Source organism: Onishia taeanensis (genome assembly GCF_013349955.1).
Classification (GTDB): Bacteria; Pseudomonadota; Gammaproteobacteria; order Pseudomonadales; family Halomonadaceae; genus Onishia; species Onishia taeanensis_B.
On sequence record NZ_JABVXC010000001.1, the window covers coordinates 414,341 to 429,095 of the forward strand.

Consider the following 14,755-nt stretch of genomic DNA (forward strand, 5'->3'; position numbering starts at 1 on the left):
ATGAATGCTACACTACATGACCACCGCGGAATCACCCGCGCCATGGGCGGGTTCCGCCAAGACCGCTCTCTCAGCCGTGGCCTCTCTAGGTGCCACTGACATGCCGCGACAGGAATGTGCATGCCCCGCTCAGTCTCTCCCGATTCCCAAGCCCCCTCTGGCAAGACCGACGCATCCCTCACCCCACGCGGGGTAGCGAGACGCGAACGGCTGCTGGATGCCGCTCGGGATGTCTTTCTCGAGCAGGGTTATGCCGGCGCCAGCGTCAATGAGGTGGTGGCTCGCGCCGGCGGCTCACTGGCGACGCTCTACAAGCAGTTCGGCAACAAGGAAGGACTGTTCACGGCGGCCATGGAGCGCCATATCGCCACCGCCTGGGCGGTGCTGGAAGCGGGACGGCGGGATCGCCAGGCGCCCGAGCAGGTGCTCTACGAATTGGGCCGCCGCATGCTGGCGCTGGTGTTCGATCCAGGCGTGATCCGCCTGGTACGTGGCCTGGCCTTCGAGGCCGAGCGAGCCCCCGAGCTTGGCGAGCTCTTCCTCACCCGTGGCCCCGACCAGACCCGTCAGGCGCTCGCCACCTACCTGGCTGACCAAGTCGACAGCGGCCACCTCGATCTCGACGACCCGCGCGAAGCGGCCGGGATGTTCATGGGCATGCTGCTCGGCGAATGGCATATCGACGCCCTGCTCGGCCGCGACCTGCGCCTCGACGAAGCGGCGCGCGACGCCCGGGCCAGGCGCTGCGTAGCGATCTTCCTCTCGGGGGTCGATCGGCCACCGGCCTGAGGCCTTGTCACGGGCATCGGCGAGGACTCAGCCGGATACTGCCAGAGCCTTGAGCGCCTGATGATCTAGGCAACGATAGCTGAACGAGGGGCGGCCTACCTGACCATAGTGGAACGATTCTTCAAGGATGCCGGTTTCGGCCAGGTGCTTTAAGTACTTGCGCAGCGAGACCCGCGACATGCCGGTGGCCGGCGCTAGCGCTTCGGTGGCGAAGTGAGCATCGCCCTGCTCGGTGACCGCCCGGGCCACCTGGGCAAGGGTCGGCGCGGTCAGCCCCTTGGGCAGGTCATCGGGGTGGCGAACCGGGCCTGCACCCGAGCGACCGAACAGACGGTCCAGGTCGCGCTGGGAGGCCTCGGCGGGCAGGTGGCGCAGGGAATCCCGGGCGGCCACGCAGGCGCTGACCGCATCCCGGAAGCGCTCGAACTCGAAGGGCTTGACCAGAAAATCCCTGACGCCCAGCTTACGCGCCAGGCGCACCGTCTCGACCTCTGACGCGGCGGTGATCAGGATCACGTCGATATCGCGCCCCTGGCGCTGCAGCTGGCGCACGATGTCCAGTCCGCTGCGCTCCCGCAGGTAGACGTCCAGCAGCACCAGGTCGATACCGCCCTGCTCCAGCACGTCCAGCGCCGACGGCACATCGCGGCACTGGGCCGCCAGGGTGACGTGGTCCAGGCGGTTGAGGTACTCGAGGTTCAGGCGCATCACCATGGGATCGTCCTCGACGATCAGCACACGGATGGGATCGCTCATGGTGCCTCCTGTCGAGGAAGGTCTCGGGATGAGAGGTCATCGGTTGCCGCCGCGTAGGGTAGCGCGACTTCGATCAGCGTGCCCTGCCCTTCGCTGCTGTAGAGCGACAGCACGCCTTGATGGGCCTCGACCCGCTCCCGGGCCAGGCCAAGCCCAAGCCCGCGACGCTGCCCCTTGGTGGAAAGCCCCCGCTCGAAGACCCGCGCCTGAAGCGCTGGCGGAATGCCGGGCCCGGTGTCCTGAATCTCGAGGGTCAGCCAGCCGTGCTGATAATCCAGCGTCAGGCTCACCCGGCGCTCCTCGCAGCTCGCCAAGGCCTCGAAGGCATTTTCCAACAGGTTGCCGATCACCGTCACCAGCGTATGGCCAACCTCCGGATCGGCAGCCACCGGCAGCGGCTGCTCGGCCGAAAGCGTCAGGGTGATATCGCGCTCGCGGGCCTCGCTGCGCTTGCCGAGCAAAAAGCCTGCTAGCACCGGGTCACGAATCGCCTCGTTGAGACCGTCGGATACCACCCGTTGGCCATCGCTTAGCTCGCGCAGATAACGCTTGAGGGCCGCCAGATCGCCGAGTGCCGCCAGGCCGGTGATGACGTGCAGCCGGTTCTTGAAGTCATGGGTGGTGGCGCGCAGCGCCTCGGCGTAACGGCGCACGCCGGTCAGTTCCTCGGCCAGCCGATGCACATCGGTCTTGTCGCGCAGGGTCGCCACGGCACCGATCACCTGGCCACGATGGTGGATGGGCACTCGGTTGGCCAGCAATACCTGATCATTGATGGCCACCTGCTGATCGAGAGACGGCCTGTCTTCGCTCAGCACCTCCAGCATGCCGGTCTCGGGCAGGTAGTCGGCAAGCGGTATGCCCAGTCTCGGCGCTGGGAGTCCCGCCCGCTGCAGCAGGCGTCGGGCGGCATGATTGACCAGCGTGATGCGTCCGCCGGCATCGACGGCCAGAATCCCCTCGTGCACCGAGCTCAGCATCGCCTGGCGCTCTTCGACCAACTGAGCGATCTGGTAGGGCTCGAGCCCCAGCAATACGCGCTTGATATAGCGCGCCAGCAGCCCCGCTCCCAGGGCGGCGGCCAGCATCAGCGCCAGCACGCCCAGCACGATCTGATGGCGATGGGCTTCGAGAGTCGGCAGCAGCGAGGCCATGGTCACCCCGACCGCGACCGCTCCGATCACCGCGCCGTCGTCGCCAAGCACCGGTGCAAAGCCGCGGATACTGGTGCCCAAGGTTCCCTCGGAGCGTGATGCGTAGCGCTCGCCCTCGAGGGCCGGCCCTTCATCACCGCCCTGAAAGAAACGCCCGACACGCGATGGGTCGGGGTGGGTCAGGCGCTGAGAGGTCTCGGTCATCACCACGATGAAATCGACGTCCAGTTCCCGGCGCAGCCGCTCGATGGAGGCCTGCAGCGGGCCTGGCGTCAGGGTGGCGTTATCGCGCTGTAAGGCGAGGGCCGAACCCACGTCGCTCCTGCCCGCCACTACCTGAGCCAGGTCGGTAACGCGGGTGGCCTGCGCCTGCTCCAGGGCGCTTCGCTGCTGACCGACGAACAGCCATAGCGCCAGGCCCAGCGACAGCACGATCATCACCGCCACCAACAGCGAAATCAGCGCACTCAGGCTAAGGCGAGGTCTACTCATGGCGACCTCCGGGCAGCGTTCGTCGGCATCGCACGGCCCCGGCCCCTCGCTTGCCAGACACGACAGGGCGAAATTGCGACCTTGGTGGCATTTCCTGTCTGCGCTTGCTGAATCAACAGGCCTACCTCGAGTTTCATTAGTTTCAAAACGCTTTGTTAATTTTGCAAAGCTTGGCGCCACGCCAGGGCGACTTATCCTCGGCCTACCCCTTGGCAACGATTGGCAACTGCCTCGCAAGGGACATCCCATTGACGACGCTGCCTGACCCCGCTCAGGCACCATGATGCCGCCCTCGTATGCTACCTGGCGGCCTGGAGGATAAACATGAGTCACGCCACCGAATCCGCGACCGCCGTGCCGGGCAGTCGCTCCGCGCTGCCGCGCATCTTCGGCCTGCCGATGGGGGTCTTCGCCCTGATTGCCGGTGTAATGGTCGTCGCCCTGGCCACCGACACCCTGCCGGCGGGCATGATCGGCGCCTTTCTGGTGCTGATGGTGTGCGGGGAGCTGACGGGCTTCATCGGCGACCGGCTGCCGATCATCAAGACCTACCTGGGCGGCGGCGCCATCCTGTCGATTTTCGGTGCGGCCACTCTGGTCTACCTGGGCTTTCTGCCAAGCGATGTGGTCGACAACGTCACCGGCTTCATGAAGAGCGGCGGCTTCCTGAATTTCTACATCGCGGCACTGATCACCGGCAGCATCCTGGGCATGGATTCCAAGGTGCTGGTCAAGGTCGGCTCGCGCTTCGCCCTGCCGCTGATCTGTGCGGTGCTGTTTGCCGGCCTGTTCGCGATGGCCGTCGGCGCCCTACTCGGCTTCTCGCCTCAGGATGCCCTGGTGGTCATCACCCTGCCGATCATGGGCGGCGGCATGGGCGCCGGCGCGGTGCCCATGAGCCAGATCTACGAGCAGCTGCTCGGCCAGCCGGCCAGCTACTACATTTCGATCCTGGTGCCGGCGCTGGCGCTGGGCAACGTCTTCGCCATCATCATCGCCGGGCTGCTCAACGGCCTGGCCAATCGCTTCCCCCACCTGACCGGCAACGGCCAGATGATGCCGGGGGTCGAGATCGAGGATCGCAAGAGCGTCTTCGATCCGTCCACGCTGGGCATCGGCCTGGTCGTGGCGCTGACCTTCTTCACCGCCGGCGAGATTCTCGGCGATTTCATCCCGCTGCATCCCTATGCGCTGATGATCGTGCTGGTGGCGCTGTGCAAGGTGCTCAACCTGGTGCCGGAGCGCATCAACGAGGCGGCCTCTCAGTGGTTCCAGTTCGTGGCCAAGAACTGGACCTTTGCGCTGCTGTTCGGCATCGGTATCGCCTACACCGACCTCGGCCAGGTGATCGACGCGATTTCCCTGACCTATGTGCTGATCGTGCTGGCCGTGGTAGCCGGTGCCGCCTTCGGCGCGGGCATCGTCGGCAAGCTGGTCGGCTTCTATCCCGTCGAGTCGGCGATCACCGCCGGGCTTTGCATGGCCAACATGGGCGGCACCGGTGACGTGGCGGTGCTGTCCGCGGCGCGGCGCATGTCGCTGATGCCCTTCGCGCAGATCTCGTCACGGCTGGGCGGCGCGCTGATTCTGCTGATCTCCAGCGCCCTAGTGCCACTGCTGGCGGGCTGATCGACAAAACCAAGCACTGGCAACGGCACCCTTGTAATGCCCTTGCAACGACAACGGCCCCGCCAAGCGGGGCCGTTGTCGTTTGCGGGGCCTCAATATGCTTGGGCCAGTCCTGGCGCAGCCCTCTAGACCAATCCTTTCGATCAACCGCTGCGCTCAATCCTCTTCATCGTCGGCAATATCCCGCCCGAAGGCACGCCACTGGGCCAGCGTCATCACCTCGGTGAGTTCGGTCTGCAAGTCATGAGCGATCAGCAGCTCGCCGCGTTCGAGCTGGCCCTTGAGCTCGGCGGCCCAGCCGCGCATGCCCTCGCCGGTATCGGTGGTGTCATAGCCCTGGCGGGTCACGAAGGCCTCGAGCAGGGCGTCGAGGGTCTCGCCGGGCAACATGCGATAGGGGACTTCCACGAAACGGCTCATTGAGTCTCCTCTTGATGGTCAGCGTCGCTTTCAGCGTCCATGGATTCGCCGCGCTCCCAGGCGGCCAGGCGGGTCAGGAACTCGTCTTCGTCGATCACCGGCACGCCGAGATCCGTCGCCTTGGTGAGCTTGCTGCCGGCGGCCTCGCCGGCCACCAGGCAGGCCGTCTTCTTCGACACGCTGCCGGCGACCTTGGCGCCCAACGCCTGCAAACGCGCCTTGCCCTCGTCGCGGGTCAGGTTCTCGAGGGTACCGGTCAGCACCCAGGTCTCACCCGCCAGCGGTTGCGGCCGCTCGACCACCGCTTCCTCCTGCCAGGTGAGGCCCTGCGCGATCAGCGCCTCGATGGTTTCCCTGTTGTGGGGCTGGAGAAAGAAGGTATGCAGATGAGCGGCAACGATCGGCCCCACGTCATCCACGGCTTCTAGGTCCGCCTGCTCGGCGGCCATCAGGGCGTCAAGGGTGCCGAAGTGGCGGGCCAGGTTGTTGGCAGTGGCCTCGCCGACCTCGCGAATGCCCAGCGCATAGATGAAACGCGCAAGAGTGGTCTGCTTGGCCTTCTCCAGCGCCGCGACCAGGTTGGCCGCCGACTTCTCGCCCATCCGCGGCAGGCCGGCCAGCGCCTCGGCGGTCAGGGTAAAGAGATCCGCCGGGGTCTTCACCCAGTCGCGCTCGACCAGCGCATCGATCAACTTCTCGCCGAGTCCTTCGATATCCAGGGCACGGCGACTGGCGAAATGCTTGAGCGCCTCCTTGCGCTGGGCCGGGCAGTAAAGCCCGCCGGAGCAACGCGCCACAGCCTCGCCTTCCAGCCGTTCGATCTGCGAGTCACAGACCGGGCAGCACTCGGGAAAGACGATCTCGCGGGCATCTGCGGGCCGCTCTTCCTCGATCACCCTCACTACCTGGGGAATGACGTCACCGGCGCGGCGAATGCTGACCTGATCGCCAATCTTGACGCCGAGGCGGGCGATCTCGTCCTGGTTATGCAGGGTGGCATTGGAGACGGTCACGCCGGCCACCGAGACCGGCGCCAGCCGCGCCACCGGGGTGATGGCGCCGGTACGCCCGACCTGAAACTCGACGTCCTCGAGGGTGGTGACCTGCTCCTGGGCCGGGAACTTGAAGGCAATCGCCCAGCGCGGCGCCCGGGCGACGAAGCCAAGCTCGCGCTGCGCTCGCAGGGCATCGACCTTGATCACCGCGCCGTCGATATCATAGCCAAGGCCGTCACGCTTCTCGCCGAGGCGCCGGCAGTAGTCGATGATGCCCTCCGCCCCCCGGACGACTTCAAGCTCAGGGCTCACGCGGAAGCCCCAGTCGCGCAGCAGGGCCATCTGCTCGCTATGGGTGGGCGTATCGATATCGGCCAAACTGACCGTTCCCTGGACGAGTTGATAGGCGCTGAATTCCAGGGGCCTTTTGTCGGTGATGCGCGGGTCGAGCTGTCGCAGGCTGCCGGCGGCGGCGTTGCGGGGGTTGGCAAACACCTTGGAGCCCTCCTCCCGGGCCTTGTCATTCATGGCCTCGAAGTCGGCGTGACGCATGGTGACCTCGCCACGCACTTCCAGGCGCTCCGGCCACTCATTGCCACGCAGCCTGAGCGGGATCGATTTCAGTGTCTTGAGATTGGAGGTGATGCCCTCGCCGGTGCGGCCGTCGCCCCGCGTCACACCACGAGTCAGTTCGCCATGCTCAAAGACCAGCGACACGGCGGCGCCATCGAGCTTGGGCTCGCAGCAGAAAGACAGCGACTCGGGAGTGACCTCCAGGCGGTCGGCGACCCGGCGCACGAAATCGGCCAGCTCCTCCTCGTCGAAGGCGTTGTTGAGCGACAGCATGGGGACGTCATGCGTCACCTCGGGAAAGCCATCGGCCGGAGCGGCGCCGACGCGCTGGGTCGGCGAGTCCGGGGTCACCAACGCCGGGTACTCGGCCTCGATCTCCTGCAGGCGGCGCAATTTGAGGTCGTAGTCCGCGTCGGTCAGTTGCGGCTCATCGAGCACATAGTAACGGTAGTTGGCGTCATCGAGGGCGGCACGCAGCTGGGCCACCTCGTCGCGGATCTGGGTATCAGGCTGGCTCATGAAGGGGCGGCATCACCTAGGGTAAGCAAAGGGGCATTGTAGCGGCGGCGGGGCCCAAACGACATATGGGCTCCCGAAGGAGCCCATATGGAGGGTCGTACCGGCAGAGGGTACCGGTTCAGTTGGCCTGGGTACGATGCAGCCGGTGGCGACGCTCGAACTCCTGCACCCGCTCGCGGGCAAAGCCCACGGTCTGGGCGGTCATCACGCTCTGGTTCTCGTCCTTCAGCTCGCCGCCAAGATGACGCACCACGACCATGGCTGTCTCGACCATGGCTTCGAAGGCCGCGGAGCTATCCTGCGCCCCGGGCAACGGCATCAGCAGGCTGATGCCCGGCGTGGTGAAGTCGACGCCGTCGTCAAGCGGGAAGGTCCCGGGCTTGATGACGTTGACCATCGAGAACTGCAACTCGCTATGCGGGTCCTGGGTCTCGAAGCGATGGAATATCTGCATATCGCGACAATAGCGCAGGCCGCAAGCCAGCATCAGGTCCAGCAGGGCTGTACCCGAGAAGCCCTCCTCGTTTCGAGACATCACGCTGATGACGATGATCTCCTCGGCATTGCCGAGGGTCTCGCGGGCGTGCTCGACCTTGACGCCATTGCGCAGCGCACGCTGGATCGTAGGATGCGGAGGCTCGCCGACGTCGGTTAGCTCGGGCGCCTCGTCAGCATATTGAGGGGCGTCAAAGGCGGCGTAGCGCTCATCACCTCTCTCCTCTGCCCCACCTTGCTCGCCTCTCTCAGCACGGCGAGTGTCATCCAGGCGTCCGCTATCACTTGCCGACGCGCTTGCCTGGGCGCTTTTCTGGGCAGACAGCCGCGATGAAAACAGCGGATCGTCGCCGTCGCGCTGCGCGGCGGCTTCGGCCGCGCGGCGGGCCTCAATTTCACGTTCGGCCTGTTGCTGCTGTCGACGGCTGGTTTCGCGGGCCTGACGCTCGGCCTTCTGACGCTCGCGCTCAAGCTTGTCCTTCTTGCGCTTTTCCTTGCGGCTGGCCATTTTCTGCTGGATCGAGGAGCCGAAGCGCTGCATCGAATTACCTACCCTCGCCGAGCGATCGCGCAGCGAATCGGACATGCCGTCGAAATCGACGAGCTGATAGCGCTCCTCATCATGGAAGCCTTCATGATCCGCGGGATCGGCGGCAAGACCGGACAGCACATCGTCCTGAACGTCGTCCTGATGCTCCGTGGCGAATTCCTCACGGGCATCGAGATCCATCCGTGCCTCGGCGCCATCATTAATCTCACCTGGCTCGTCTATTACCGGCTGCTTGCCCTTCGGCTGGCTGGCCTTCTGACTCGCTTCCCCACGGGGCACCTGAGGGGCGTCGTCTTGCGGCGGTCTCGTATCCTGATGGCGCGGCTCTTGACGACCAGACGCCTGGGTGACCGTGGGTTCGCCGTCGTGCTGGCTCCCCTGACTCTGGCCACCCTTGCTCTGACTAGCCTTGCTCTGACCGCTCTGACCACCCTGACTCTGACTTTCCTGATCCTGGCGCCAACTGGACAGCACCCGCGACGGCCCCGGGTGCTCCTGGCGCTGCAGCTTGGGCTTCGAGCGCGGCTCGTAGGCGGCGGGCTTGACGACCCGTGCCCCGCCGTTTGGCAGCTCACGGCGCACTTCAGCATCCCGAGCTTCCTGCTCAGGGTCGGTGTCTGCCCCCGATGCTGCATCGGCCGATGAGGCATCGACCTGATCCAGTCGAGGGACGCGACGCTGACGCTGCAGACGACGTACACCATCGATCACGATGATGGTCACCAGCGCCAACCCCAGAATGATCAGCCACTCTCTAAGTTCCATGAGTTGTCTTGCCTGTCTGCTAGGGGCACCATGCCGGATAGATTAACTGCCATTAGCATAGCGCGATTACCAAAAAAAGGGCCATGTCTTTTTTGATTGTCAAGCAACATTCATTGCCTGACAGCATGTCGAATGGCCAGCGTAATCACCCTACGTGTGCGTCACCGACATCGTTTATATCTCCCGTCTTGGTACCCGCTTTCGCGATCGGGTGCAAGCGTCGCATTTCACCGACCCAGCCCAGCCTGCGCCGTCTTCAAGCCTCGGCAAGCACCGCTGCCTCCTCGACACCGACCGATACCAAGCGCGAAACTCCGGGTTCCTGCATAGTCACACCCATCAAACGTTCGGCCGCTTCCATGGCGATCTTGTTGTGGGTGATATAGATGAACTGCACGGTCTCGGACATCTCCTTCACCAACTTTGCATAGCGTCCTACATTGGCATCATCCAGGGGTGCATCGACCTCATCCAGCATGCAGAACGGCGCGGGGTTGAGCTGGAAGATGGCAAACACCAGCGACAGAGCAGTGAGCGCCTTTTCTCCCCCCGACAGCAGATGAATGGTGCTGTTCTTCTTGCCCGGCGGCCTTGCCATGATGGCGACCCCGGTCTCCAGCAAATCATCACCGGTAAGGGTCAACCACGCGGTCCCGCCGCCGAAGACTTTAGGGAAAAGCGTCTGCAGACCGGCGTCGACCTGATCGAAGGTGGCCTTGAAACGGGTGCGGGTCTCCTGATCAATCTTGCGGATTGCCCGGTCCAGCGTCTCCAGGGCCTCGGTCAGCTCGGCATGCTGGGCCTCCAGGTAGTCGCGGCGTTCGGCCTGCTGGTCGTATTCCTCGATGGCCGCGAGGTTGATGGCGCCGAGCCGGCGGATCTTGTCGCCCAGGCTATCGAGACGCTCCCGCCAGGCGGATTCGGTGGCGTTGGGGTCGAGGTGCTCGGCCAGGGCATCGGCATCATGATTGAGTTCAGCGAGCTGCTCATCCTGAGCATCGGCCTTCAATGCCAGGGCCTGAACCTGCATGCGCGCTTCCTGCAGCCGCTCGCGGATGCCTTCCAGGTTTCGCTCGTGCTGCTGGCGGGCCTGCTCGTCCTCACGCAGCTGTTCGGTGAACGCGGCGGTCTTGTCGCGACAGTCGGTCAGGGCCCGTTCGTCACGGTCGCGCTGATGCAGGAGTTCCTCGAGACGCTCGCGATTCTCTTCGTCAGGCTCGCGCAGCATCTCGCGATTCTCTTCTAGCTCAGCGCACTTCTCCTCCAAGCGGGCCCGGGATTCCTCGGCGCGGCCCTGCTGCTGGCCGAGACCGGCGCGTTCGGTGGTCAGCCGCTGATGATCCAGCGCCAGTTGCTGGGCACGCTGGGCCAACGGCCGCTGGCGGGTGCGCAGCGAAGCAAGCCGTTCCTGGGCTTCGCGGCGGGCACGCTCGAGGCCCTCACGCTCGGCGCTATCGTCTTCCAGCCGTGCCATCGCGGCCTGCCACTGTTCGCGGGCTTCCTCCAGCGCCAGGGCACGCTCCTCGCGCTGCTCTTCGATACGCTCGAGCTCTGCGTCGATCTCCCGGGCACGCGCTTCCAGGTGTTCGAGGCGCGTGGCGAGATTGGCCTCGGCGAGGGTCCACTGCTGATGACGCCCCTGCTGTTCGGTCTCGTCGCGACGGCACTGCTCCAGGGTCGCCTCGATGTCCTGATCGCGACCCTCTAGCGCTGCCAGCTGCTCGTCCAGCTCGGCCAGGGCAGCGCCCACCTCATCGAGTTGTGCGGCGACCTCGTCGCGGCGGCGACGACTGGTCAGCAGGCTGTTGCTGCCCTGCGCCTCGCCACGCCGCCGCACGAAGCCTTTGCCTAGCCACAGGCCCGTGGGAGTCACCAGGCTTTGCCCTGGCGACAGGCTCGCGACCCGCGACCAGGCCTCTCGCTCGTCGGCGGCACAGTGAATGCCGGCAAGCAGCAGCGCCGCGGCACCCGCGCCCTGCACCTTGCCGGCCAGGCTTTCGTCGCCCAGGCTGCCACCAAGATCCGAGGTATCAAGGTCGCCATCCAGCAGCGCCAGATCGCCAAGCGCGGCGGTCTCCGGGCCGGCATCCAGCGCCTGGCGGGCGCGGCCCAGATCGACCAGCCGGGTGTTGAGCCAGGGGGCGAGAATCCAGCCGACGACGTCCTCCCAATCGGCCTCCACCGACAGCCGCTCACCGAGGCGCGGCGCATCACCCAGGCCATGCTCGGCCAGGTGGGCTTCCAGGGCCTCGTCATGATCGGCAAGTGCTGCTTCGATCAGCGCATCGAGGGAGGCCAGTTCGCCTTGCAGGCTGTTGCGGCGCTGGCGTTCGGCCTCCCGGCGCGCCTCGGCGTCGCGGCGCTCGTCGCGAGTCTGCTGGCGGCGCTCCAGTGCCTGCTGACGGCGATCTTCCAGGGCTTCGCGCTCCAGCTCGGCTTCGGCCAGACGCTCGGCAAACTCGGCGCGCTGCTCGCGAAGCTCGCTGGCATCGGGGAGCTCTGCGCGCTGCTGATGGCGGCGCTGCACCTCGGCGGCCAGTGTCTCGACGCCCTGCTCCAGGTTGCGGACCCGATCCTGGGCACGTTCGGCTTCGTGACTCGCCTGCTGATGACGCTCGTTGAAGGCGTCCCAGCGCTCGCTGTGTTCGGTGTTGGCTGCCTCGGCTTCCTCGAGGGCCTCTTCGAGCTGGGCCAACTCCTCGGCCACTTCCTCCTGCTCGGGCCCCAGCGTCTCGAGGCGCTCGTCCAGCGCGGCCAATCGCTCGCCGTCGCTGTCGTTCAGCCGGTCGAGGTCGGCGAGTTCGGCGCGGGCACTTTCCAGATCCCGTGCCAGCTGCTGCTCGCGGGTTCGGGCATGCTCGAGGCTCTGCTCGAGGCGGGCGATAGCGGTGGTGGTTTCATAGAAGCGGGCCTGATGGCCCTCGAGTTCCTCGGCGAGGCGGTCATGCTCGCTTCTGGCCTGTTCGAGCCGGGTCTCGCATTGGCGGGCCCCCAGCACCTCGCGCTCGACGCCGGTCTCGAGCTCGCGGACACGGCTCTCCTGTTCGTTCTGTTCGGCGCGCAGCGCGCGGCCGCGCAGCAAGGCCAACTCGCCCTTCAGCCGGTATTCCTCCTGCTTGAGGGTCTGGTAGCGCTTGGCGGCGTCGGCCTGTCGCTTGAGCCGTTCCAGCTGCTTGTCGAGCTCTTCGCGGATGTCGTCGAGGCGTTCCAGGTTCTCTTGGGTGCGCCGCATGCGGTTTTCGGTCTCGCGACGGCGCTCCTTGTACTTGGAGATGCCGGCGGCTTCTTCGAGGGTCGAGCGCAGCTCTTCGGGGCGCGCCTCGACCAGCCGCGAGATCATGCCCTGGCCGATGATGGCGTAGGAGCGCGGCCCCAGGCCGGTGCCCATGAACAAGTCGGCGATGTCGCGCCGCCGGCATTTCTGGCCGTTGAAGAAGTAAGTGGACTGGCTGTCGCGGGTCACCACGCGCTTGACGGCGATCTCGGCGTACTGGGCGTAGACGCCGCCCATGCTGCCGTCGCGGTTGTCGAACAGCAGTTCGATGGACGCCTGGCCGACCGGTTTGCGGCCGGTGGAGCCGTTGAAGATGACGTCGGTCATCGACTCGCCGCGCAGGGTCTTGGCCGAGGACTCCCCCATCACCCAGCGCACGGCATCGATGACGTTGGACTTGCCGCAGCCGTTGGGGCCAACGATGGCGGTCATGTTGCCGTCGAAGGGCACGGTGATCGGGTCGACGAAGGACTTGAAGCCGACCAGTTTGATGGACTTGAGCTGCATGGTTAGTCGTCGGCCTCACTGCTGGTGGTGACGATCCGGTCGATGGCCACCTCGACCGGAGCGCCCGCTTCTTCATCCCCTGACGCGGTCACAGGCACCGCCGGGTGCTCGCCGACCAGGTCGCCGGGCTGGGGCACGGCCTGACCGCTAGGCGAGACCCGCACCACCAAGCGCGCCTGCTGGACCTGAGAAAGTTTGGCCATGGGGCTCATGGCGGCACCGTCATCGAGACGCACCGTCAGCGGCAGTTCGCCCACCGTGGTGCGCACGATGGCCAGTGGCGGCTTCTCGCCGTCAATATCTCGAGCGACCACGAAGACGCTGGCACCGGCATCGACCCGCTCGGCGAGGCGCGGATCCAAGCGCACCCGCACGCTGATACCCGGACCTTCGGCGGCCGGCTGGTCCGGTGCGTCCTGGTCCGGCGCGTCCTGGTCCGACACCGCCTGGCCCAGCCGCGCTTTCGCCACAGCGATGCCCTGGCGCAGGGACTCGGCGGCATCCGGGGTGTTCAAGCCGGCCACGGCACGCCGCCAGTAGTCGATGGCGGCTTCATAGCGGCCATGGTCGAAGGCCTCGATGCCCAGCATGCCGAGGATGGTCGGCTCGCGGGGGTCCTTGTCGAGCGTCTCATCGACCAGGTCCTGCACCTCAGGCGTCAGGGTGCGGTTGGCGTCGAAGAAGCGGATCTGCGCCAGCTGGGCAAGCAGCGACGGCTGGCGGCCCTCCAGGGTGATCAGCCGCTCCAGGGCGGCCTCGGCCCGTGGGAGCCGACCGCCATCCCGGTACAGCGGAAAAAGCGAGGCCCAGACGTTGGGATTGTCGGGCTGGCGGTTGGCTTCCTCTTCGAGGCGATTGATCATCATCGCCGGCGAGCCGTTCGGCGCCTGACGCACCTCCTGCTGCACGGCATAGAGCGCCAGATCGCCGGTGGCACCCTGCTGGCTGTACCAGGCGAAGGCCGCCACGGTCACCGCCAGCATGGTGATCGGCACCATCAGCCGGCCGGCACCGGCCGGCTTGAGTGGGCGCCGGGCTTGCGTAGCGGTATCTTCGAGCAGGCTGCGTTCGAGCTCCAGCAGATCCTCGTCGAAGCGGGCATCATCGATCTCGCCGCGCTCCCGGGCAGCCTCCAGGGAGGCCCGGCGCCGGCGATAGATCGCCAGGTTCTGCTCGGCGCTGCGATCGCTCTCCTCATAGTCGCGCTGGGCCGTGGCGAAAGCACTGGCGCGGCGCAGCGGCAGGGCCAGCAGCCACAGCGCCGGCAGCAGCAATACGGCCAGGGCAAGCCAGAGTAGGGTCATTCAGTGATCTCCTGAGGCATCAGGGGGTCGATTGAGCAGGGCATCCAGGCGCGCGCGCTCGTCGGCCGAGAGCTCGCGGGCCGATGCGCGGCGCCGGCGGCGCACGATCAGCGCCACCAGCACTCCACCCAGCAGCACCAGGGTCGCGGGCAGGCCCCAAAGCAGCAGGGTGCGATCCTCCAGGCGCGGATTGTAGAGCACATAGTCGCCGAAGCGAGCGACCATGAAGTCCTGAATCTCGCGGTCGCTGCGGCCCTCGCGCAGCAGCGCCGCGACCCGCTCGCGCATGTCCTTGGCCACCGGCGAGTTGGAATCGCCGATCGCCTGGTTCTGGCACTTGGGGCAACGCAGGGCACCGGTCAGCGAGCGGTAACGCTCGGCGGTCACCGGGGAGTCGAAGTCGCGCACCTCGACCGCCGCCCGGACCGGCTCCGCGCAAAGCCCCATCAGCAGTGAAAGCAATAGCGCGGCAAGCAGCGTAAAGCCGAGACAGCGCCTTGCGGCAAGCAAAGTCGCAGAGGGAGACGCTGTGG

At 66.2% G+C, this 14,755-nt stretch carries 10 protein-coding genes; 2 read left to right on the forward strand and 8 right to left on the reverse strand.

Going from position 1 to position 14,755, the window contains the following annotated elements:
* Positions 1–120 precede the first annotated feature (120 nt).
* The gene (locus tag HUS66_RS01880; RefSeq protein ID WP_175069268.1) at positions 121–789 is read left to right on the forward strand and encodes a TetR/AcrR family transcriptional regulator; all 669 of its coding nucleotides are present in this window, start codon (positions 121–123) and stop codon (positions 787–789) included.
* A 27-nt stretch (positions 790–816) separates the two neighbouring features.
* Here the strand turns inward: HUS66_RS01880 and HUS66_RS01885 are convergent, their stop codons facing one another.
* Positions 817–1,545: a response regulator gene (locus HUS66_RS01885; protein WP_175069269.1), complete on the reverse strand. Its 729-nt coding sequence runs from the start codon at positions 1,543–1,545 to the stop codon at positions 817–819.
* Entirely contained in the window at positions 1,542–3,191 is a 1,650-nt protein-coding gene (gene dcuS, locus HUS66_RS01890) for a DcuS/MalK family sensor histidine kinase (protein WP_175069270.1), read from the reverse strand. Before dcuS ends, HUS66_RS01885 begins: the two co-directional genes overlap by 4 nt.
* Before the next feature lie 324 nt (positions 3,192–3,515).
* Here dcuS and HUS66_RS01895 point away from each other — a divergent pair, with 324 nt between their 5' ends.
* A complete protein-coding gene (locus HUS66_RS01895; RefSeq protein WP_175069271.1) occupies positions 3,516–4,820 on the forward strand; it encodes a 2-hydroxycarboxylate transporter family protein in 1,305 nt (434 codons plus the stop codon).
* A gap of 156 nt (positions 4,821–4,976) precedes the next feature.
* Here the strand turns inward: HUS66_RS01895 and HUS66_RS01900 are convergent, their stop codons facing one another.
* The 6 genes from HUS66_RS01900 to HUS66_RS01925 form a co-directional block, all read right to left on the reverse strand.
* Complete coding sequence (locus tag HUS66_RS01900; RefSeq protein ID WP_175069272.1) at positions 4,977–5,240, reverse strand: YheU family protein; 264 nt, start codon at positions 5,238–5,240, stop codon at positions 4,977–4,979.
* A complete protein-coding gene (ligA, locus tag HUS66_RS01905) occupies positions 5,237–7,327 on the reverse strand; it encodes an NAD-dependent DNA ligase LigA (RefSeq protein ID WP_175069273.1) in 2,091 nt (696 codons plus the stop codon). The genes HUS66_RS01900 and ligA overlap by 4 nt, the downstream gene beginning before the upstream one ends.
* Positions 7,328–7,445: 118 nt before the next feature.
* Positions 7,446–9,137, reverse strand: coding sequence for a cell division protein ZipA (gene zipA / locus HUS66_RS01910; protein ID WP_175069274.1), 1,692 nt, complete (start codon positions 9,135–9,137; stop codon positions 7,446–7,448).
* A 256-nt stretch (positions 9,138–9,393) separates the two neighbouring features.
* Entirely contained in the window at positions 9,394–12,918 is a 3,525-nt protein-coding gene (gene smc / locus HUS66_RS01915; protein WP_175069275.1) for a chromosome segregation protein SMC, read from the reverse strand.
* 2 nt (positions 12,919–12,920) lie between these two features.
* Complete coding sequence (gene ccmI / locus HUS66_RS01920) at positions 12,921–14,222, reverse strand: c-type cytochrome biogenesis protein CcmI (RefSeq protein ID WP_175069276.1); 1,302 nt, start codon at positions 14,220–14,222, stop codon at positions 12,921–12,923.
* The gene (locus HUS66_RS01925) at positions 14,223–14,669 is read right to left on the reverse strand and encodes a cytochrome c-type biogenesis protein (protein WP_175069442.1); all 447 of its coding nucleotides are present in this window, start codon (positions 14,667–14,669) and stop codon (positions 14,223–14,225) included.
* Between the last annotated feature and the right edge of the window lie 86 nt (positions 14,670–14,755).

What these genes read in the sequence shown, in the direction of transcription:
- HUS66_RS01880 (WP_175069268.1), top strand. Translation starts at nt 121, where the DNA reads ATGCCCCGCTCAGTCTCTCCCGATTCCCAAGCCCCCTCTGGCAAGACC.
- HUS66_RS01885 (WP_175069269.1), bottom strand. Translation starts at nt 1,545, where the DNA reads ATGAGCGATCCCATCCGTGTGCTGATCGTCGAGGACGATCCCATGGTG.
- dcuS (WP_175069270.1), bottom strand. Translation starts at nt 3,191, where the DNA reads ATGAGTAGACCTCGCCTTAGCCTGAGTGCGCTGATTTCGCTGTTGGTG.
- HUS66_RS01895 (WP_175069271.1), top strand. Translation starts at nt 3,516, where the DNA reads ATGAGTCACGCCACCGAATCCGCGACCGCCGTGCCGGGCAGTCGCTCC.
- HUS66_RS01900 (WP_175069272.1), bottom strand. Translation starts at nt 5,240, where the DNA reads ATGAGCCGTTTCGTGGAAGTCCCCTATCGCATGTTGCCCGGCGAGACC.
- ligA (WP_175069273.1), bottom strand. Translation starts at nt 7,327, where the DNA reads ATGAGCCAGCCTGATACCCAGATCCGCGACGAGGTGGCCCAGCTGCGT.
- zipA (WP_175069274.1), bottom strand. Translation starts at nt 9,137, where the DNA reads ATGGAACTTAGAGAGTGGCTGATCATTCTGGGGTTGGCGCTGGTGACC.
- smc (WP_175069275.1), bottom strand. Translation starts at nt 12,918, where the DNA reads ATGCAGCTCAAGTCCATCAAACTGGTCGGCTTCAAGTCCTTCGTCGAC.
- ccmI (WP_175069276.1), bottom strand. Translation starts at nt 14,222, where the DNA reads ATGACCCTACTCTGGCTTGCCCTGGCCGTATTGCTGCTGCCGGCGCTG.
- HUS66_RS01925 (WP_175069442.1), bottom strand. Translation starts at nt 14,669, where the DNA reads ATGGGGCTTTGCGCGGAGCCGGTCCGGGCGGCGGTCGAGGTGCGCGAC.